Here is a 21,343-nt window from a genome sequence, read left to right as displayed (position 1 = left end):
ACCAGAACCAGAACCAGAACCAGAACCAGAACCAGAACCAGAACCAGAACCAGAACCAGAACCAGAACCAGAACCAGAACCAGAACCAGAACCAGAACCAGAACCCGAAAAAAGAACCGCAGTGCCAGGGGAGCACCAACACCGCGGTCCAAGGGGAAAGCCCGTCACTGCTGGGTAACAGTCGCCATGTTGGCATTACCATACTGCGTAACATTGGCCGTCTGACTCGCACCGCTCTGGTCGACAAACGCCTGGTTGTTATTCCCCGCCTGAGTCACGTAGGCCAGGTTGACCCCATCGGTCTGCTTGATGGTCGCCTCGTTCCCATACCCCTGCAGCTGGTAGGTGTAGCTCTGGTTGCCACTACCCGACTGCTCGACGGTAATGCTGCCGCCGCTACCAGCAGCCAACCCCTCGGCATAGTTGCCAGTCCCCCGCTGGTCGGCGATGAGCAGGTTGTCGCTGCCGTTCTGCTCGAAGTACAGTTCGTTGTTGCTGTCTGCCTGGCGGGTCTCCATCTGGTTGCGGTTGCCATTCTGGTTCAGCCGCGCGATCTGGGCGTTGCCTTCCTGGGTGATATTCACCCCGTTGCCATGACCTACCTGGTTGATCTGCGCCTGCTGCCCGACCCCGAATTGCCCGCCGGACTTCTCGCCCTTCCAGTTGCTGGCCATGATCTTGTTGGCGTTGCCCACCGTGCTGATGGTCAGGCTGTGGTTGTCACCGGTCTGGTAAGTGAAGTGCAGGTTGTTGTTGCCCACCTGCGAAATGTTCGTCACCGCCTGGCTGGTTTCGTATTGGTCCGACCAACTGGCGTTGCCACGGCCTGTCTGGCTGAGGCCGGCAGTGTTGACCTGGCCGAAACTCTGGTCGATGTAGCCTTCGTTGGCCTGGCCACTCTGGTAGACACTGGCCTGGCTGGCGGCCTGGTTGTCCTGCCACACTTCAACCGAGTTGCCAGTACCGTACTGGTCGATGCCGATGGTGCCGCCCAGGCCGTCGCGCTGGTCGCCGTAGGCCCAGTTCTGCTTGCCCTCCTGGTAGATGGCGATATCACCATCCCGGTGGGTCAAATGCTCGGCGGCGGCTTGGTTGTCGCTGCCACCTTGCATGATCGAACTCTTGTTGTTGCTGCCACCGAACAGCTGTTCGACGGTCGCACTGTTGCCGAAGCCCGACTGCAAGGTGGTGGCCTTGCTGCCGGTCTGTGTGTCCTGCCAGATGATCGACTGGTTACCGCTGCCGGCCTGGATCTGCAGCGCCTCGTTGTTTTCACCCACCGACTGGCTGGCGAATGCATCGTTGAACTCGCCGCCGGCATGCTGGGTGATCTGGCTGCCGTTCTCGTACAGTTGCTCGGCGTAGCCGGCGTTGAACGAGCCGGTGGCGCTTTGCTGGATGTGGCTGGTGCTGGCGTCCTGCAACGCCATGTGGTTGTGATCGTGGCCGGTCTGGTTCTGCGTGGCCGAGGCGAAAGGCGCCTGCGACTGCTTGACCTCGGCAATGTTCTGGGCGCCTTGCTGGTTCTGGGTCGAAACGCTGTCGTCAGCCATGGCTTGGCCGGCAAGGGCCAGGACGATGGCAGCGCTCAGGGGGGCGAGCTTGTGCATGGTGTTGCCTCCAGATCTGTCTTGTTGGGCCTAGCGGTATTGGGTGACATGGACCTGCTGGCCGTTGCCGGCCTGGGTCACGGCGCTGTTCAGTCCCGTGCCACGCTGGTCGATGGTGGCGCTGTTGTGGTTGCCGATCTGTTCGATGGCGGCGCTGTTGTCGCTGCCGTTCTGGCGGATCGTGGCGTTGTTGCCTTGGCCCTGCTGGCTGATCGCGGCCGTCAGGTCGCTGCCCTCCTGCAGGATGTACGCTTCCTGCGCGCTCCCTGCCTGGACGATCCGGCCCAGCAGAGCCTGGCCGTTCTGGTCGAGGGCGGCGCGGTTGCCCGTGCCCAGTTGCTCGATCACCGCGGCCTGGCCGGCGCCCGACGGCATTAGGCGCAGCACCAGCGGCTCGCGGAGGTCGCTGCCGACGGCGAGGTCGGCGTTGTCCATCAGGTCGTCGGCCAGGGCCTGGCCGGTGAGGGCCAGGCTCAGCAGCAGTGGGTACAAGGCATTCATGGCATCCCCCCGAGTGTTACTGCACCACCACGTTGGCCGTGCGCGTGGTGCCCTGGCTGCTGGTCACCGTGGCGGTCGGCGCGGCGGTGGGCACCAGCGTCGTGCTGTTGCTCACCGTCAGGCGCCAGCGGCCGGTGACCGGCACGGTGGTAGTGCCAAGGGTCTGCACGCCGGTGGTGGTGGTCACGCGCACGGTGATGGTGTTGCCGGTGGTCACCGAGGACGTTCCGCTGATGTCCCAGTTGAAGCGATTGTTCGAGCGCGCCGTGACCGTCGCCGCGGTGACCGCGAAGGTCTCCTGGGCCGGCCGTGGCGATACCTGCACGGTGACCGTGCCGGGCGTCGAGGTGGCGCCGATCGCGTCACGGGCGATGTAGCTGAAGCTGGTGGTGAACGTCGCGCTCACCGTGGCCGGTGGCGTATAGGTGATCACGTTGCCGTCGGTACTGACCGTGCCGCGCCCGGCCGGGGTCGGCTGGGTGACGCTGGCGATGGTCAGCGGCAGGTTGCCTTCCGGGTCGGTGTCGTTGGCCAGCGCGTTGATGGTCAGTGGCACGCCGAGGGTGGCAACGCTGTCGGCCACTGCAGTCGGAGGTTGGTTCGGCGCGACATTGACGGTTACCGTGGCCGGTGTCGAGTTCAGTCCCTTGGCGTCCTGGGCGCGGTAGCTAAAGGTCGCCACCACGGGCGAGGTTGCACCGCTCGGCGGGGTGTAGGTCACCGAAGTGCTGCCGTTGAGCACCACGCCGCCCAGGCCGGTGCCAGGCTGGGTGAGGTCGGTGATGCTCAGCGGCACGTTGCCGTCCGGGTCGCTGTCGTTAGCCAGCAGGTTGAGGGTGATCGGCACCCCGACACTGGTGCTGGCGCTGTCGGCCTGGGCCACGGGAGCCTGGTTCTCGGTTGGTACCGGGGCGTTGCCGACCACCACCACCGGCTCCACATCGACACCGCCATGGGCCGACTTGACGGTGATGCTGGCGGGTGGCTGGGCCAGGTCGTTGACCGTCAGGCTCTGCTGCACGCCGGACTTGGACATGCGCCCGAAGCCCTGTACCAGTAGGTCGGGCACCACCACTTCATCACTGGAGTGGGCCTCGACCAGCAGGCGCTTGGCGCTCCAGTCGTAGCGCGCGGTGGCAACCTTGACCACGTCGCTGAGCTTGCTCGACAGCGCTGTCGGGCGCGTGGTGCCGGCCGGGCTGCTGGCAGTGACCACCACCACTGACGGCGGCACGGCCTGGCTCAGTTGCTGGCTGAAGAACAGCCCGTTGTTGTCGGCGAGCATGCTGAACTGGCACGGTGACGGCGGCGAGCCGATCAGTGCCAGGCCGTTGCGCAGGCACAGGCTGGCGCTGTTCGGCGCCTTGGCGAAGACCTCGACGCGGGTGCCGGCGGCGTTGCGCTGGTAGGTGGCGCGCTCCAGCGTCACCGGGGTCTGCTGGCGCTGGTCGAGAACCTTGCCCGAGACGCTGAAGACGTTGGTCTGGATGGTACCCGCCGGGCCCTGGATGCGCACGAAGTTGGTGTTGTTCGGGCTGCCGGTCACCGCCTCGGTGATGTTCGGGTCGCCGACGAAGGTCTCGGTGGCGCCGGTGTCCGGGTTGACCTCGGTGTAGGGGCCGCCGACCCCGCGCAGGAACGGGCCGAGATTACCGTTCAGGGCGCCGCTGAAGTTGCCCGGCGCGCCGATGCCGATGTCGCGGGTTATGTTGATCGCCCGCCGGCCGGCGGTGGTCACGTTGACCGTCTCGACGCCGAACGGGTGGGTGATGGTGTAGGTGCCGGTGCGCGGCACCGAGGCGCGGATGCGGATGCGGGCGAAGCTCTGCTGGTCGCCGTTGACCGGGTTCTCGGCGGCGAAGGCCGCCTCGAGGCCTGCGACATAGACTTCCAGCTCGTAGCCGCTGTTGCCCACCTGCGGGATCTGGGTCTCGGCCAGGAACCAGAACATCTCCGGCGGCCAGTTGTCCGGGAACACCAGCGGCAGGGCATCGTCGTAGACCCCGGGCTCGGGCAGCAGGGTGCACATGTAGGCCGGGGCGCCTGGCGCGCCCGGTGCCCGCGAGCTGATGGCGCGTGACTGGCACAGCTCCAGGGCGAGGTTGTTGGCGTCCTTGTACCACATCGGGTAGCCCCCGGTGGCGAAGGTGTAGGGGCCGGGATCGACCTCGCTCAGCGCTGCCCAGGCCGCGCTGCTGACGGTGAGGGTGAAACCAGCGGCGCACAGCGCCCGACGCGACCAAGTATTCATGCGGCCTCCTTGAAGGCGGTGTCTGTTCATGGCACCAGCACCACGTCTTCGTTGTCGCTGCCGCCGTGGCTGCTGGTGACTTGCACCTGCGCCGGCGGGATGGGTGACAGCCCGGTGGTCAGGGACTTGACCGCGCCGTTGCCGCTCAGGTTGCCGATCAGCGTGCCGTTGCCGGTGCGGGCGGTGAGGGCGGGCGGGCTGGTCTCGTCGCTGCTGCTGGCGACCAGGGTCAGCTGGCCGCTGGCCAGGCTGTATTCGGCGCGGCTGATGATCACCAGGTCGGTGAGCGGCATGGCGGCGCTGGTCGGCGTGCTGGTGGCGATGGCCAGGCTGTTGTCGGCGGTCACCTGCAGGGTCAGCGGCAGGGTCGGGTTGAGCGCAGATTGGGCGTACCAGGCGCCGGTGCCGTTGGCCTCGCCCAGGGGCAGGGCCGGTGTCTGACTGGTCAGGGTGACCGTGGCCGGCGCCGGCGGCGCCATGACGAACACATCCTGCTGGGCCCGCAGGTCGCCGTTGACGGTGTGCCGTGAGTAGGTGCTGCGCTGCGGGATCAGCGGTGTCGGGCGGTTGACCGTGGACAGCTTGCCGGAGACGGCGAACAGCTCGGTGCGCAGGTCGATGCCGTTGGGGCCTTCGATGCGCACGAAGTTGGTGTTGAAGGGGCTGCCGGTGACCGGCTCTTCCAGGTTCGGGTCGCCGATGTAGCGTTCGCTGGCGCCAGTGCCCGGGTTGGTTTCGGTGTAGGGCCCGTTGACGCTGCGCAGGAACGGCCCGACGTCGCCCTTGAGCGCGCCGCTGTAGTCACCGGGGGAGCCGATGCCGATGTCGCGGGTCATGTTGATCGCCCGGCGCCCGCCCGCTGGCACGTCGAAGACCTCGACGCCGTAGGGGTGGGTGATCGTGTAGGTACCGGCCACCGGCACATCGACGCGAATGCGCACCCGGGCGAAGCTGACCTGGTCACCGTCCACCGGCTCTTCGGCGGCGAAGGCAGCCTCGATGGCCGAGCCAAAGCTCAGGTCGATACCGCGGGCGGCATCGACGATGGCGGCGTCGGCGGTGAACCAGAAGGCCTCGTCGGGGAAGTTGCTGGGGAAGACGATCGGCTGGGTGTCGTCGAACACGCCGGGGGTGGGCAACAGCGTGCACATGTACGAAGGCGCGCCGGGGGCACCGGCGACTCGCGAGCTCACCGCCTTGGACAGGCACAGGTCGAGCACCCGGCCGTGGCTGTCCTGGTACCAGGCGGGGAACTTGCCGGTGGGCAGGGTGTAGGGGCCGCTGTCGACCGCGTACAGCGCAGCCTGGGCCGGTAGCTGGAGCAGGCCGGCGAAGATCGCCACGGCCAGCGGGTGGGGAATCGGTCGGTGCATGAGTTGCTTCCTCCTGCAAACGGGCCCATGGGTTGGGGCGTCTGGGGAGGGATCGGCAACTGTTGTGCCAGGTTTTTCAGGGGGCGGTTGAAGGGCTCTGGGGTAGGGGTTTCAGCGTTTCTGGCAGGTGTTCGGCTAGGTATGGCGGGTGGGCGGGGGGACCCAGGATTGGGGAATGGGGCAGGGCTTTCAGGGGGTCGCCGATAGCCTTGCAGCGCTTATGAGATCGAGCGCCGTCCGCGCGGCGCTCGATCTCATAAGCGCTGAAAATTCCCCGGCATACACCTCCCAGCGCGTACCTGATGACTACCAACGATTTCTGACGCACACTGCCGAAAAATCCGATGCCCATTGCCCCGCCTGAGCGGGGCACCCCTGGAGCACGCAATGGCGCGACAACTTCCAACAACAACCGCCAACGATCCACTGCAGCAATCCCGTCTGGTCCGCCTGAAACTGGCCAGCGAAGGCGAACTGCCCTCCGGCATGCTGCGTGACGAAATCGATGCCTCCTGGCGCCGCAGCCTCGGCCATGGCCTTGACTGCCTGCAGGGCGAGCAGGTGGGCCTGGGCATTCGCCATGGCCTGGACCTGCGCGCGCTGCTGGAGCACAACCGCCTGCTGATCGACGCGGTCACCCCCGAACTGGACTACCTGGTCAAGCGCCAAGGCAAGAGCGGCATCGTCATCCTCGGTGATGCCCAGGCCAACGTGCTGGCCATCGAGGGCCAGAAGCACGTGCTCGCCCGCGAAGGCCTGCGTGACCTGCACCCGGGCAGTTGCTGGAGTGAGGCCCTGCGCGGCACCAACGCCATCGGCACGGCGGTGGTCGAGGGCCAGCCGACCCTGATCAACTGCGGCGAACACTATCTCGACCGGCTCAGCCCGTTCTCCTGCACCTCGGTGCCGCTGCGCGATCCGCGTGGCGAGGTGATCGGCGTGCTCGACGTGACCCGCGAAGGCGTCATGGCCCAGCCCCAGGATAGCCTCTCCACGTTGCTGCTCGCCGCCGGCAATATCGAAAGCCGGTTGTTCGGGCTGTATCACCCCGAGCACCTGGTGCTGGCCTTCCACAGCCGCCCGCAGTACCTGGCCAGCGCCTGGCAGGGCCTGCTGGCGCTGAGCCTGGAAGGCGAGGTGCTGGCGGCCAACGACAATGCCTGCCAATTGCTGCAGATGCCGCGCCAGGCGCTGCTTGGTCGGCGCAGCAGCGATCTGCTGGGCGAGCGCTCGCCGGCATTCATCGCCCGCCTGTGGCAGGGCGGTGTCAGCAGCGTGCAGACCGCCAAGGGTGAATTCTTCTTCCGCGCCTTGCAACTGCCACGGCATGGCCGCATCAGTGGTCCGGCGCCCAACACCAAACCGGCCGAGCCGGCCAAGGCCCAGGCCCTGGAGGCCCTGGCCGGCGGCGATGCACGCCTGGCCCGTGCCTTGCGCATGGCCCGTCAGGGCCTGGCCAATGGCTTGCCGGTGCTGCTGCTGGGCGAAACCGGTACCGGCAAGGAAGTCGCCGCCCGCGCCCTGCACCAGGCCGGAACGCGGGCCGACAAGCCGTTCGTGGCGGTCAATTGCGCGGCGATTCCCGAGGGCCTGATCGAGTCCGAGCTGTTCGGCTACCGTGAGGGCGCGTTCACCGGCTCGCGCCGCGGCGGCATGGTCGGGCGGCTGATGCAGGCCCATGGCGGCACGCTGTTCCTCGACGAGATCGGCGACATGCCCCTGGCCTTGCAGGCCCGTCTGCTGCGTGTCCTGCAGGAGCGTCGGGTAGCGCCGCTGGGCGCCGGCGACGAGCAGGACATCGACGTGGCGCTGATCTGCGCTACCCACCGCGATCTCAAGCGACTGGTCGCCGACCAGCAGTTTCGCGAAGACCTCTACTACCGGGTCAACGGCGTATCCCTGCGCCTGCCGGCACTGCGCGAGCGCGACGACCTGGCGACGCTCATCCAGGGCCTGCTGGACAAGTCCGGGGCCAGGGGCGTAAGCCTCGATGCGCCCTTGGTGGCGCTGCTGGAGAACTTCGACTGGCCGGGCAACATCCGCCAGCTGGAGATGGTGGTGCGTACTGCCCTGGCGATGCGCGAGGAGGGCGAGCAGGTGCTGACCCTCGACCATCTCACCGACTGCCTGCTCGATGAACTGGCCAGCGGCGCCGCGCCGTCCGGCAGCCTGCGCGACAACGAGCTGGAGCTGATCCGCGCCGCCCTGGCCCGCCATCAGGGTAACGTCTCGGCGGCGGCCGAGGCCCTGGGCATCAGCCGCGCGACGCTGTATCGCAAGCTCAAGCAGTTGCGTGGTTGAGCCATGGGCGGACTGTTTTCCCGATTGATCGAATCCAGCGAGCCGGCGCTGATGCGTCAGGCGCTGGCCTGGCTGTATGGCTTCGTGCGTCCACACCGTGGCGCCATTGGCGCGCTGCTGGCGCTGTCCCTGGGCGCCTCGCTGCTGGCCCTGGCGCAACCCTGGCTGGTCAAGACGCTGATTGACGAGGGGCTGCTGGCCAAGGACTACCAGACCCTCTGGCACATGGCGGCGATCATGATTGTCGCCGGCCTGTTCGGTACCGTGCTGGCCGGGGTCAACCGCTACCTGCACACACGGCTGTCCGGGCGCATCCTGTTCGCCCTGCGCGATGACCTGTACCGCCATTTGCAACGGCTGTCGCCGACGTTCTATGGGCAGCGGCGCACCGGCGACATCCTGTCGCGGTTGGACGGCGATGTCGCCGAGATCCAGCGCTTTGCCGTGGATTCGCTGTTCTCGGCGGTGTCGGCGCTGATCGGCCTGGTCGGCGCCGTGGCCTTGATGCTCATGCTGTCCTGGCAGCTGTCGCTGCTGCTGGCGCTGTTGATCCCGCTCGAGGTGCTGTGGCTGCGCTGGATGCGGCGCAAGGTCGAGCGCGAGGTGCGCAGCCTGCGCGAGCGCTCGGCGGACGTGTCGTCGTTCCTGGTCGAGACGCTGCCGGCGATGAAGTTCATCCAGGCCGCCGGCCAGCAGCAGCGCGAGGCCGAACGTCTCGACCGGCTGGGCCAGGGCTACATGGGGCAGTTGCTCAAGGTGCAGGTCACCGAGTTCTTCACCCAGGCGCTACCCGGCACCCTGACCTCCTGGTGCCGGGCATGCGCGTTCCTGGTCGGCGGCTGGTGGGTGATCCAGGGGACCTGGCAGCTGGGCGCGCTGATCGCGTTTTCCACCTACATGGGCATGGCAGTCGGCCCGGTGCAGAGCCTGCTGGGCCTGTACGTGGCGGTGCAGCGGATGGCCGTGAGCCTGGGGCGGGTGATGGAACTCAAACAAGAGGCGGTCGCGGTGCGCGAGGCGGATGATCCCAAGCCCATGCCGCAGGGGGCCGGCGAGCTGCGCCTGGACCGGGTGTGCTTCGCTCACGACGGCCGCCAGGGCAGGGTGCTGGACAAGGTCGATGCCTGCCTGCCGCCCGGGGCCAAGGTTGCCATCAGCGGCGCCTCCGGTGTCGGCAAGTCGACGCTGATCGACCTGCTGCAACGCTTCTACGACCCCGATGACGGGCGCATCCTGCTCGATGGCGTCGACCTGCGCGAGCTCGACCTGCAGGCCCTGCGGCGACGCATCGCCGTGGTCAGCCAGGACATCGTCCTGTTTCGCGGCACCCTGGCGCAGAACCTGGCCTACAGCACGCCCCAGGCCAGCCGTGACGACCTGGAGCGAGTGGTGCGCCTGACCCGCCTGGACAGTCTGGTGCAGAGCCTGCCGCTGGGGCTCGACGGCCTGCTGGGCGAGCGCGGCCAGCAGCTGTCCGGCGGGCAGAAGCAACGCATCGCCATCGCCCGGGCGCTACTGCAGCAACCGACAATCCTGGTGCTGGACGAAGCTACTTCGGCGGTGGACGAAGCCACCGAGCGCGAGGTGATCGCCGCCATCGACCAGTTGTTCGCCGGGCGCACGCGGATCCTCATCAGTCACCGCGCCTCGACCCTCGCCGACGCCGACCTGCACCTTGAGCTGCACGGCGGGCAGTTGCGCAGCAAGGAGCCCGTCGACCATGGCCGCTGAACCGTGGATTGGCGTGATCGACAGCGGCTGCTCGCCGGAGCAGGCGGCCGGCCTCCTGGATGCGCGACGTTTCTGGCTCGAAGAGGGCAGGTTACGCGAGGGTGACTCGCTGCCGGACGCCTTGGGCCATGGCAGCGCCGTGCTGGCGCGGCTGCGCGCAGAGTCCGGTGCCCAGCCCGTGCTGCTGGCCCAGGTGTTCGCCGGGCAGGGCAGTACCAGTGCCTTGCAGGTGGCGGCTGGCCTGTTGTGGCTGGTGGAAGCCGGCGCGAGCGTGGTCAACCTCAGCCTGGGTCTGCGCCAGGACCGCCCGGTGTTGCGCCAGGCCTGCGCCGAGGCCGTGGCCGCCGGGGTGCTGCTGTGCGCCTCGAGCCCGGCGCGGGGCGAGCCGGTTTACCCGGCCAGCTACCCTGGGGTCATCCGCGTGACCGGTGATGCCCGCTGCGCTCCCGGGCAGTGGTCGTGGCTGGACACGGCCCAGGCCGACTTCGGCGCGGCGGTCGGCAGCGATGGCGGGGCAGGCGCCAGCCTGGCCTGCGCCGCGTTCAGTGGCCGGGTGGCGGCCCTGCTGCGCGATGAGCCCGGCATGACCCGGGAGGCGCTGTTGCGGTGGCTGAAGCATCACGCGGCGTTCGCCGGCCCTGAGCGCAAGGGGCCGATCGATGCCTGAAGCAAGCATCCTGGTACTCGGCGCCGGGCCTGCCGGCGCGGCCACGGCCCTGGGGCTGCGGCGGATGGACTACCCCGTCACGGTGGTGTCCGACTGGCGTCGCTTCGCCGCGGTGGAAGGCGTGTCGCAGCGGGTGCTGGAGGGCCTGCGTCATGCAGGCCTGGGCGCCGCCCTGGCCGAGGCCACCACGCCGGCCACGCGCCAGGTGCACTGGAACGGCAAGCGGCTGCAACCGAACCAGGAGTGCCTGCTTGATCGCCAGCGTTTCGACCAGGCCCTGCGCGACGACCTGCGCCGCGCCGGTGTCGAGCTGGTCGAAGGGCGTGTGCGCGAGGTGGAGCGGGGGCAGGGGTACCGGATACATCTGGACGACGGTCGCACCCTGCACGGCGAGTTCCTGGTCGAGGCCCGTGGTCGTCAGGCCCCGTTGAGTGAAGGTCGCCTGCGCGGGCCGGAGACCGTCAGCCTGCTCAACCTCTGGCAGGCCGCGCCCGGCACGCCGGTGTCGGCGGTGGAGAGCCTGGACGACGGCTGGGCCTGGATGGCGCGGCTGGCCGATGGCCGCTGTTACTGGCAGGTGACGCTGGACGCGACGACGGCGCAGTTGCCGGGCAAGGCGGCCTTGCCTGAATACTGTGCCGAGCGTCGGCGTGGTTCGGCGTTGGTGGCGCAACTGTTCGGTGAGCGGGCCTTCGCCCCTGCGCAGGTGCATGCGCGCAGCAGCACGGCGATCCTGGCCGGCAACTGCGCGGGCCCGGACTGGCTGCGGGTTGGCGATGCCGCGATGGCGGTCGACCCGCTGTCGGGCAATGGTATCTTCCAGTCGTTGTCCTCGGCGCTCCAGGCGCCCGTGGTGATCAATACCCTGTTGCAACGACCTGGGCAGGCGGACTTGGCGCAGCGCTTCCATCAGACACGGGTCGAGCAGCTGTTCCTGCGTTTCGCCCGGATCGGCCGGGATTTCTACGCGCAGGAAACGCAGCGCGTGGCCCAGCCGTTCTGGGCCCGCCGCCGGGGTTGGCCGGATGCCCAGCCGCTGCACGCGGCGGCTGACTGGCAAGCGGTGCGGGTGGAGCGACGCCCGGTGTTGCGCGAAGGCTGGGTGGAGGAGGCCGAGGTGGTGGTGACGGCGGACCAGCCGTTGGGCGTGTGGCACCTGCAGGGTGTCGAGCTGGCGCCGGTAGTGCGGGGGTTGCAGGCCGGCATCGGCCTGGAGCGCCTGGTGAAAAAGGCGCACCAGCCGATGGTCAAGCGCTGGTTACGCGAACAGGGCCATTGACTCAGAAGAACGTCCCGACCACCAGTTGCAGGTAGGTTCCGCTCTCCCGCCCACCCACCTGCACGCCGCCATCCTGCGCACTGCGCTGTGGGGTATAGAACCCCACCAGCGGGCTGATCAGCCAGTGCTCGTTGATCATCCATTCGACATACAGGTCCACCTCGCGCCCACCCAGGTTGCCCTGGTCGGTCTTGAGCGTGTCGAAGTCGAAGTACAGCGCCCCCACGGTCAGGCCCTCCCGCGGCGTGGCCTTGAGCGCCACATGGTGCACCTGGGTGTTGCTGTTGAAGGGACCGGCGTAGTTGGCCGCCACCTCGCCCTGGAACCAGGTGCCGTAGCCACGGCTCAGGCCATAGAACAGCGGGTCGAAATGCTCCGAGAAGCGGCTGTAGCGGTAGGTGGCGGTGGGCGACCAGGGCAGTGCGGAGAAGGTCCAGTTGCCCTCCAGGTACCAGGCGTTCTCGCGTCCGTCACTGCGGTCCTGGGTGACGTATTCGGCGGCCAGTTCGAGGTCTTTGACCCCCAGGTTGCCGCGCCCGCGTAGGCTCACCGTGTCCATGCCGTCGCGGTGTTCCAGGCCGAGGATCTCGGCGTAGCGGCGGTCGACATCCAGGCCGTGGATCCAGCTCAGGCCCACGGTGCCTGCATCGGCGACATGTTCGAAGTTGGCCACCGCCATGGAGGTGTCGGCCTGGAACGGGTTGTCTGATTTGAGCCACATCAGGTCGCCACGCCAGCCTTGCTTGCCCCCCAGGCGCAGCACGGCGGTGCGGTCGAAGGCCTTGCGCGCCGCCAGGTAGTAGGCGCCGCCCCGGTCGAAATCGGCACCTAGGTCGACATTGCCGGCATTGACCGGGTCGCCCTGGATCAGGAAGCCGTCGCCGAGGGTGATGACCTGGCGCCCCCCGGAGACATCGATGCCATCCTCACCGAGGGCCGGGAACAGGCTGCCCGAGCGCCAGCCGAGGTAGGCGTCCTCGATACCGGTGCGACGTTCGTTGCCCAGAGTGAAGCCGGCGGCGTCGCCATCGCCCCAGGTGGCCGAGCTGAGCAGGCTGAAGGCACCGTACAGCGTGCCGCTGCCGGCCAGGGCGTGGCTGGCGCTCAGGCCGTATTTGACGTAGCCCTCGCGCCAGTTGCTGCTGCCGGGCTGGCGGTTGCCGAACTGGTCGAAGCTTTCGTCGCTGTGGAAGACGCCGAACAGGGCTTCGAGGTTGGCGTCCAGGGTGGTGCCGGCGTTGTTGTAGAGTTCATGGGCCTGGGTGAAGGGGGAGGCCAGCAGCAGGGCCAATGTGCAGGCGAGCTTGTGCGTCATGGTGTGCTCCATGTTTTTATTGTGTGTTCTGTAAGGTCTGTACCAGCCTCTTCGCGGGTAAATCCGCGAAGAGGCCAGTGCAGGAAGACTCAGAGCTTGATCAATACCGACTTCAGCTCGGTGTAGTGCTCGATCGCCGCCGCGCCCATCTCGCGGCCGACGCCGGAGAGCTTGTAGCCGCCGAACGGCAGCGCCGGGTCCAGCGCGCTGTGGCAGTTCACCCATACCGACCCGGACTTGATCCGCGGGATCATCCGGTGCACCGCGGCCAGGTCGTTGGACCAGATGCTCGCGCCCAGCCCGTAGGGGTTGTCGTTGGCCATGCGCACCACCTCATCGAGGTCGTCGAACGGCATGGCTACCAGTACAGGGCCGAAGATTTCCTCCTGCACCAGCCGGTGGCGTTGGTCGACATCGACGATCACCGTTGGTTTGACGAAGTAGCCCGGGCCGAAGCCTTCGCCGCCGCAGGCGATGGTCGCGCCCAGTTCGCGGCCCAGGTCGATGTAGCCGGTGACCCGGTCCTGCTGCTTGGCCGAGATCAGTGGCCCCATCTGCACGGTCGGGTCCAGGCCGTTGCCCAGTTTCATGGCGTTGGCGATGCCGGCGATATCCGCCACCACATTGTCGAAGTGCTTGCGGTGCACGTACAGGCGGGAACCGGCGCAGCACACCTGGCCCTGGTTGAAGAAAATCGCCGTGGCGGCGCCGGCGGCGGCTTCCTGCAGGTTGGCGTCGGGCAGGACGATGGTCGGCGACTTGCCGCCCAGCTCCAGGGTGACGCGGGTCATGTTGTCCATGGCCGCCTTGCCGATCAGCTTGCCGACCTCGGTGGAGCCGGTGAAGGTCAGCTTGTCCACGCCCGGGTGGCGGCTCAGGGCGGCGCCGGCGTTCAGCCCGGTGCCGGTGATCACGTTGAACACGCCGTCCGGGTAACCGGCCTCGCTCACCAGCTCGGCGAGCTTCAGCGCGGTCAGCGGGGTTTCGTCGGCAGGCTTGAGGACCACGGTGCAGCCGGTGGCCAGGGCCGGACCAAGCTTCCAGCAGGCCAGCAGCAGCGGGAAGTTCCAGGCAACGATGGCACCGACCACGCCGACCGCTTCGCGGCGAATGAAACCATGGAACTGATCGTCGGGCATCAGCGGCAGTGAGGGCTCGACCGTGCTGCCTTCGAGCTTGGTGGCCCAGCCGGCCATGTAGCGCAAAAAATCGATGGCCAACTGCACATCCATTACCTGGGCCACCGCGGCGCTCTTGCCGTTGTTCAGGCATTCCAGCTCGGCCAGTTCCCGGGCATCGCGCTGCATCAGGTCGGCCAGGCGCCACAGCAGGTTCTGCCGCTCGCGCGGGCGTGTTCGGCTCCAGGCCGAATTGTCGAAGGCCAGGCGCGCGGCCTGCACGGCGCGGTCTACGTCCTGGGCCTCGGCTGCGGGCACCTCGCCGAGGATCTCGCCGGTGGCCGGGTTGCGCAAGGTCATGGTGCGGCCGCTGACGGCGTCCTGCCAGTCGGCGCCGATGCGCATCCTGAGCTTGCGTGCGAGGAAGTCGCGGGTGGCGGGTAGGATCGGCAGTTCGGAATGCATGGGCGGTGCCTCTTGTCAGGGTTGTGACCAGGGTCGGGGCAATGGGCGTGCCAAAGGACTCGGGTGGCGGGCAAGGCCCGGCTAGCGGTGGTTTTTGCCGGATTGGGAGTGAATAGAATCAGGGTTGATCTGTTGCATATTGAGATCGGGTGAGACGTCATGCGATACACATGGTTATGCGTTCGGCTCGAGGGTGCTGGGGGCGCAAAGCAGCCCCAGGATTGCCAGCCACGGCGGATGTCTCAAGGTGAAACACCCAGTCGCGAAATGGGACGTTCACCTACAACCCCAGACGCAGGCCCATTCCCGCAAAACATAGGCAACTCACTGATCCAAAACATTTTTGCTACAACTGGCATGCTTCCTGTATCGCAACTGTCACATGCACACCGCTGTATCCAAGCGTGCGAATAACGATAAGAACAACACCGTGGAGGTCTGACCTTGAAGACGACTCGACTCCGGCGGCAGGCGGGCACACTGGCGCTGGTCGCCACCGCACTGCTGTCCGCCCAGGCCATGGCGGCCGAGCAGGGCCCGAGCCTGTTGCAGAACAAGTGCATGGGTTGCCATATCCCCGAAGGCAACGACAGCTACAGTCGCATCAGTCACCAGCGCAAGACCCCGGAAGGCTGGCTGATGAGCATCGCCCGCATGCAGGTGATGCATGGCCTTTCGATCAGCGACGACGAGCGCCGCACCCTGGTCAAGTACCTGGCCGACAAGCAGGGCCTGGCGCCCAGCGAGACCGAGGGCGTGCGCTACGCCATGGAGCGCAGGCTGAACACCGTCGAACACTTCGACGATCAGCTCAGCCAGATGTGCGGCCGCTGCCACTCCGGTGCCCGGGTCGCCCTGCAGCGGCGACCGGCCAAGGAATGGGAGCACCTGGTCAACTTCCACCTCGGCCAGTGGCCGTCCCTCGAGTACCAGGCCCAGGCCCGCGACCGTGACTGGCTGGACATCGCCCTCAAGCAGATGGTGCCGGACCTGGCCAAGCGCTTCCCCCTCGACAACCCGGCCTGGGCCGAGTGGCTCAAGGCACGGCCCGAGTCCAAGGTCCTGGCCGGGCAATGGGCGTTCAGCGGCCACATGCTGGCCAAGGGCGACGTGCGCGGGGTGATGACGGTCAGCGCCGAGCAGGGCGATACGTTCAAGGTCGAGCTCAAAGGCGCCTATGCCGATGGCACGCCGTTCAACGGCAGCGGCTCGGCGATCCTCTACAACGGCTATGAATGGCGCGGCAACGTCAAGGTCGGCGAAGCCAACCTGCGCCAGGTGTTCGCCGCCATCGACGGCCAGATGAAGGGCCGCATGTTCGAGGCCGAGCACGACGAGCGCGGCCTGGACTTCAGTGCCTCGAAAGCCGGTCAGGGTCGCCTGCTGGCAGTGCAGCCGGCCTTCATCAAGGCCGGTGCCGAGAGCGAGATCACCCTGGTGGGCAGCGACCTGGCCGGCAACCCGGACCTGGGCGCGGGTGTCGAGGTGACCGAGGTGCTGGAGTCGACGCCGACGCTGATCCGGGTCAAGGCGCGTGCCGCCAAGGACGCCGCGAGCGGCCAGCGCGAAGTGGCAGTGGGCGCGCTCAAGGGCGTGCAACTGGCGGTGTACGACAAGGTCGAGGAGGTCAAGGTAGTGCCGGCGTTCTCCATTGCCCGTATCGGTGAGAACGGCGCCTCGGTGCCCAAGGTCCAGGGCCGTTTCGAGGCCGAGGCCTGGGGCAGGGACGCCGGCGGCCAGCCGCTGCGCATCGGCTACCTGCCGGCCAGCTGGAAGGTCGAGCCGTTCAACGAGCGCGCGGTCGAGGACGAGGACGTCAGGTTTGCCGGGCAGATGCAGGCCGATGGCGTGTTCGTGCCGGGCGGGGCAGGGCCCAACCCCGCGCGCAAGATGATGACCAACAACGCCGGCAACCTGAAGGTGATCGCCACCCTCGCCGACGGCGGCCAGCAGGGCGAGGGTCACCTGATCGTCACCGTCCAACGCTGGAACAATCCGCCGCTGCCATAGGCATCAACTGACGCATCGAATCCCGGGAGGTCGCCATGGGCGCACTACTGAACCTGGTCGAACGCAACCTGCACGAAGTGCAGGTGGATGCCGACCGCATGCTGTTTCATATCCCCAGCAGTTCGCTGTTCGCCGCCGACGCGGTGACCGGCGGCATCATCGACACCTTGCGCCGCCAGGGCTGCTCCGCCGAGGAGCTGATGCAACGTCTCGGCCAGCAGTTTTCCGGGCAGGACATCGAGGAAACCCTGCGCGAGCTGATCGCCCTTGAAGTGGTCAGCGACGGCTCGCCGCTGACCCCGGAGATCGCCCTGAAGCAGGTCGAGCGCACGGCGCTGAACACTGTGGTGCTCAACGTCAACACCGGCTGCAACCTGAGCTGCACCTACTGCTACAAGGAAGACCTCGACAAGCCGTCGGCCGGGCGCAAGATGAACACGGCCACCGCCGAGGCCTCGGTGGAGATGCTGCTCAAGGAGTCGCCCGGCGAGCAGCGCTACAGCGTGGTGTTCTTCGGCGGCGAACCGCTGTCCAACCGGGCGCTGATCGAGCACATGGTGACCTACTGCGAGCGGCGTTTCGCCGAGGCGGGCAAGCAGGTCGAGTTCATCATGACCACCAATGCCACCTTGCTGACCGAGGAAATCGTCGACTGGCTCGACGCCCACCGTTTCGGTTTGTCGGTCAGCATCGACGGGCCCAAGACCGTACACGACCGCAACCGCATCACCGTGGGCGGGCAGGGCACCTACGACGTGGTACGGCGCAAGGCCGACATGCTGCTGTCGCGCTACCGCAGCCGGCCGGTGGGGGCGCGGGTCACCCTGACCCGTGGCATCACCGACATCGAGACCATCTGGAACCACCTGTTCAACGAACTGGGCTTCGCCGAGGTCGGTTTCGCCCCGGTGACCTCCGGCGACATGGCCGACTTCAACCTCACAGGCGAGGAGCTGGTGCAGGTGTTCGCCAACATGAAGGCCCTGGGCCGGCGCTACCTGGAGGCGGCGCTGGAGCACCGCAACATCGGTTTCTCCAACCTGCATCAGCTGATCACCGATATCCACGAGGGCCACAAGAAGGCCCTGCCGTGCGGGGCCGGGTTGAAGATGCTGGCGGTCGACCACGAGGGCGAGCTGAACCTGTGCCACCGTTTCACCGGCTCCAGCTTGCCGACCTTCGGCAACGTGCATCAAGGCGTGAAGCAGGCGCAGCTCAATGATTTTCTCTCGCAGCGTCTGGACCGCAGCGGCACCGGCTGCGACAGCTGCCGCATCCGCAACCTGTGCTCCGGCGGCTGCTACCACGAGAGCTACGCCCGCTACGGCGATCCGCAGCACCCGACCTACCACTACTGCGAGCTGATGCGCGACTGGGTCGACTTCGGCATCGAGGTCTACAGCCGCATCATGGCCGCCAACCCGGCCTTCATCGATCGCTACATCACTCCCAGGAAGGCGCACTGACATGAAGCACCTCAAACCGCTGAACAACAAGGCGCGCATTCTTGAACAGGCCGCCGCCGAAGACCGCGTCGACGAAGTGCTGGCCATGAGCGCGGTGGCCGGCTGCACCGCCACCACCGACCCGGGCTGGGAGGTGGATGCCTTCGGCGGCGTCAGCTCGCTGTGCCAGCCGATGGAGGCCGACCTGTACGGTTGCTCCGACCCTTGCTGGTGGCCGGCCCAGGTGCCGGACATGATGAGCACCTACCAGGACTGGAACGCCCAGGCGAGCAACTCCGCCGAAGACTGGCGCAACCTCGGCACCGTATTCCCGAAAGACAAATAGAACGACAAGGGGAAACCGCATGAAAGCTGGATTCTGCGCGCAGCTCGCGCTCACCGTCGCCGCCACGGCCTGCGCCTGGGCGGCCCAGGCCGACGAGGCAAAGGCTTTGAAGGCTGGCCATGAATACCTGATCGCCACCAACTACCCGAACAACCTGCACGTGGTCGAGGTGGCCAGCGACACGCTGTACAAGACCTGCCGCATGCCCGATTCGTTCGGCCCCGGCACGGCGATGATGGCGCCGGACAACCGCACCGCCTATGTGCTGAACAACCATTTCGCCGACATCTACGGCATCGACCTGGACAGCTGCAAGACCACCTTCCACGCCAACCTCTCCAGCGTGCCGGGCGAGGTCGGCAAGGCCATGTACTCCTTCGCCATCAGCCCCGACGGCAAGGAGGTCTACGCCACGGTCAACCCCAGCCAGCGCCTGAATGACCACTACGTGGTCAAGCCGCCGCGTCTGGAGGTGTTCCGCACCCGCGATGGCCTCGACGCCAAGCCCGTGCGCTCGTTCCCGATGCCGCGCCAGGTGTACCTGATGCGCGCCGCTGACGACGGCAGCCTGTACGTGGCCGGGGCGGACATCTACAAGCTCGACGTCAAGACCGGCAAGTACAGCGTCGCGCTGCCACTGCGCAGCTGGAACCGCCCGGGCTACAGCGCCCCCGACGTGCTGTACTTCTGGCCGCACCAGAGTTCGCGGCATGAGTTCTCGATGCTCTACACCATTGCGAAGTTCAAGGATGCCAAGCAGGACCCGGCCACCGCCGAGCCGCTGTACGGCTACCTGAGCATCGACCTGAAGACCGGCAAGGCCCACACCCAGGAGTTCGCCGAGCTGACCGAGCTGTACTTCACCGGCCTGCGTTCGCCGAAGGATCCGAACCAGATGTACGGCGTGCTCAACCGCCTGGCCCGCTACGACATCCAGCAGAAGAAACTGGTCAAGGCCGCCAACCTCGACCATACCTACTACTGCGTGACCTTCGACAAGGCCGGCGACAAGCTCTACCTGGGCGGCACCTTCAACGACCTGGCGGTGTTCGATCCGAATACGCTGGAGAAGGTGCGCAACATCAAGCTGCCTGGTGGCGACATGTCGACCACCACGCCGCAGGTGTTCGTTCGCTAGCGCCATCGCGGGGCAAGCCCGCTCCCACGCCGGCCACACTGGACCGGTGGGAGCGAGCTTGCCCCGCGATAGGGCCATGTCAGGAAAAACAAAGACAAGAGACAGCCCATGCCCCAGCCCAGCCATACCCAAGGCTCAAAAGCCACTCCATTGCTTACCCATTGCATCGGCGACGTCTTCGACGCCACGGTCGCCCGCTTCGCCGACCGCGAAGCGCTGGTGGTCTGCCACCAGCACCTGCGCTACACCTGGCGGCAACTGGCAGATGCTGTCGACCAGCACGCCCGCGCCCTGATGGCCCTGGGCCTGCAGGCCGGCGATCGCCTGGGCATCTGGGCACCCAACTGCGCCGAGTGGTGCATCACCCAGTTCGCCAGCGCCAAGATCGGTGCGATCCTGGTCAACATCAACCCGGCCTACCGCACCAGCGAGCTGGAGTACGCCCTGGGCCAGTCGGCCTGCCAATGGGTGATCTGCGCCGACGCCTTCAAGACCTCCGACTACCACGCCATGCTGCTGGACCTGGCGCCCGAGCTCGGCGCCTGCCGGCCGGGCGAGTTGCACAGCGCGCGCCTGCCCGAGCTGCGCGGGGTCATCAGCCTGGCCGCCACGCCCCCCAATGGCTTCCTGGCCTGGTCGGCATTGCAGGCCCGCGCCGGCGAAATCGACGCCGGGCAGTTGGCCGTACGCCAGGCCAGCCTGCACCGGCATGAGCCGATCAACATCCAGTACACCTCCGGCACCACCGGTTTCCCCAAGGGCGCCACCCTCAGCCACCACAACATCCTCAACAACGGCTACATGGTCGGCGAAAGCCTCGGGCTGACCGAGCACGACCGGCTGGTGGTGCCGGTGCCGCTGTACCACTGCTTCGGCATGGTCATGGCCAACCTCGGCTGCATGACCCACGGCAGCACCCTGATCTACCCCAACGACGCCTTCGATCCGCTGCTGACCTTGCAGGCAGTGGCCGAGGAGCGCGCCACCGCGCTATACGGTGTGCCGACCATGTTCATCGCCGAGCTCGACCACCCACGCCGCCACGAGTTCGACCTGAGCAGCCTGCGCACCGGCATCATGGCCGGCGCCACCTGCCCGATCGAGGTGATGCGCCGGGTGATCGACGAGATGCATATGGGCGAGGTGCAGATCGCCTACGGCATGACCGAGACCAGCCCGGTTTCGTTGCAGACCGGCGCCGCCGACGATCTGGAGCGCCGGGTGACCAGCGTCGGCCGCACCCAGCCGTGGCTGGAGAGCAAGGTGATCGACAGCACAGGTGGCACCCTGGCACGCGGCGAAATCGGCGAGCTGTGCACCCGCGGCTACAGCGTAATGCTCGGCTACTGGAACAACCCCAAGGCCACCGCCGAGAGCATCGATGCCGATGGCTGGATGCGCACCGGCGACCTGGCGGTGATGGACGATGAAGGCTATGTGCGTATCGTTGGCCGCAGCAAGGACATGATCATCCGCGGTGGCGAGAACATCTACCCGCGGGAGCTTGAGGAGTTTTTCTTCACCCACCCGGCGGTGGCCGACGTGCAGGTCATCGGCATTCCCTGCAGCCGCTATGGCGAGGAGATCGTCGCCTGGGTCCGTCTTCACCCGGGTCAGGCGCTGGGCGAGGACGCGCTGCGAGACTGGGCACGGGCGCGCATCGCGCATTTCAAGGTGCCGCGGCATTTTCGCTTCGTCGACGCGTTCCCGATGACCGTGACCGGCAAGGTACAGAAGTTCAGGATGCGTGAGATCAGCATCGAGGAATTGGCGGGCGGCACCGATCAATAGCC

At 67.1% G+C, this 21,343-nt stretch carries 15 protein-coding genes; 9 read left to right on the top strand and 6 right to left on the bottom strand.

The window, feature by feature from the left end:
* Positions 1–164: 164 nt before the first annotated feature.
* The 4 genes from AC25MA_RS24050 to AC25MA_RS24035 are packed head-to-tail and all read right to left on the bottom strand — an operon-like array spanning position 165 to position 5,735.
* Complete coding sequence (locus AC25MA_RS24050; RefSeq protein ID WP_486972461.1) at positions 165–1,610, bottom strand: curlin; 1,446 nt, start codon at positions 1,608–1,610, stop codon at positions 165–167.
* Between the two features lie 30 nt (positions 1,611–1,640).
* A complete protein-coding gene (locus AC25MA_RS24045; RefSeq protein WP_486972460.1) occupies positions 1,641–2,111 on the bottom strand; it encodes a curlin in 471 nt (156 codons plus the stop codon).
* A 16-nt stretch (positions 2,112–2,127) separates the two neighbouring features.
* Complete coding sequence (locus tag AC25MA_RS24040; protein ID WP_486972459.1) at positions 2,128–4,362, bottom strand: Ig-like domain-containing protein; 2,235 nt, start codon at positions 4,360–4,362, stop codon at positions 2,128–2,130.
* A gap of 26 nt (positions 4,363–4,388) precedes the next feature.
* On the bottom strand, positions 4,389–5,735 hold the full coding sequence (locus AC25MA_RS24035; protein WP_028692098.1) for a hypothetical protein: 1,347 nt from the start codon (positions 5,733–5,735) through the stop codon (positions 4,389–4,391).
* A gap of 387 nt (positions 5,736–6,122) precedes the next feature.
* Between AC25MA_RS24035 and AC25MA_RS24030 the strand changes: the two genes are divergently transcribed.
* Genes AC25MA_RS24030 through qhpG form a run of 4 tightly spaced genes read left to right on the top strand, consistent with a single transcriptional unit; the run spans position 6,123 to position 11,713 of the window.
* Positions 6,123–8,036, top strand: coding sequence for a sigma-54-dependent Fis family transcriptional regulator (locus AC25MA_RS24030; RefSeq protein WP_062363339.1), 1,914 nt, complete (start codon positions 6,123–6,125; stop codon positions 8,034–8,036).
* Positions 8,037–8,039: 3 nt separating this feature from the next.
* Positions 8,040–9,767: an ABC transporter ATP-binding protein gene (locus tag AC25MA_RS24025; RefSeq protein ID WP_062363341.1), complete on the top strand. Its 1,728-nt coding sequence runs from the start codon at positions 8,040–8,042 to the stop codon at positions 9,765–9,767.
* Positions 9,757–10,434, top strand: coding sequence for a subtilisin-like serine protease QhpE (gene qhpE, locus AC25MA_RS24020; protein ID WP_028692094.1), 678 nt, complete (start codon positions 9,757–9,759; stop codon positions 10,432–10,434). Before AC25MA_RS24025 ends, qhpE begins: the two co-directional genes overlap by 11 nt.
* A complete protein-coding gene (gene qhpG, locus AC25MA_RS24015) occupies positions 10,427–11,713 on the top strand; it encodes a flavin-dependent monooxygenase QhpG (protein ID WP_213883690.1) in 1,287 nt (428 codons plus the stop codon). Before qhpE ends, qhpG begins: the two co-directional genes overlap by 8 nt.
* 1 nt (position 11,714) lies before the next feature.
* On the opposite strand, the gene AC25MA_RS24010 is transcribed toward qhpG, so the two are convergent.
* Positions 11,715–13,028, bottom strand: a complete 1,314-nt coding sequence (locus AC25MA_RS24010) for an alginate export family protein (RefSeq protein ID WP_213883692.1) — start codon at positions 13,026–13,028, stop codon at positions 11,715–11,717.
* Positions 13,029–13,117: 89 nt separating this feature from the next.
* Positions 13,118–14,611 (bottom strand): aldehyde dehydrogenase family protein, encoded by a 1,494-nt coding sequence (locus tag AC25MA_RS24005; RefSeq protein WP_280063989.1) that lies wholly within the window; start codon positions 14,609–14,611, stop codon positions 13,118–13,120.
* Between the two features lie 444 nt (positions 14,612–15,055).
* Here AC25MA_RS24005 and peaA point away from each other — a divergent pair, with 444 nt between their 5' ends.
* The 5 genes from peaA (at position 15,056) to AC25MA_RS23980 (ending at position 21,341) form a co-directional block, all read left to right on the top strand.
* Positions 15,056–16,621: a quinohemoprotein amine dehydrogenase subunit alpha gene (peaA, locus tag AC25MA_RS24000; RefSeq protein WP_028692090.1), complete on the top strand. Its 1,566-nt coding sequence runs from the start codon at positions 15,056–15,058 to the stop codon at positions 16,619–16,621.
* Between the two features lie 35 nt (positions 16,622–16,656).
* Complete coding sequence (gene peaB / locus AC25MA_RS23995) at positions 16,657–18,087, top strand: quinohemoprotein amine dehydrogenase maturation protein (RefSeq protein WP_186597480.1); 1,431 nt, start codon at positions 16,657–16,659, stop codon at positions 18,085–18,087.
* A 1-nt stretch (position 18,088) separates the two neighbouring features.
* Positions 18,089–18,412, top strand: coding sequence for a quinohemoprotein amine dehydrogenase subunit gamma (gene qhpC / locus AC25MA_RS23990; protein ID WP_028692088.1), 324 nt, complete (start codon positions 18,089–18,091; stop codon positions 18,410–18,412).
* Between the two features lie 19 nt (positions 18,413–18,431).
* The gene (gene peaD, locus AC25MA_RS23985) at positions 18,432–19,550 is read left to right on the top strand and encodes a quinohemoprotein amine dehydrogenase subunit beta (RefSeq protein ID WP_486972458.1); all 1,119 of its coding nucleotides are present in this window, start codon (positions 18,432–18,434) and stop codon (positions 19,548–19,550) included.
* Between the two features lie 108 nt (positions 19,551–19,658).
* Entirely contained in the window at positions 19,659–21,341 is a 1,683-nt protein-coding gene (locus AC25MA_RS23980) for an AMP-binding protein (RefSeq protein ID WP_028692086.1), read from the top strand.
* Positions 21,342–21,343 lie beyond the last annotated feature (2 nt).

The sequence above is a fragment of the Pseudomonas sp. P65(2024) genome (assembly GCF_057480955.1).
Note: the sequence above shows the minus strand (reverse complement) of the source record. Positions and strands in the feature narration are given on the sequence as shown.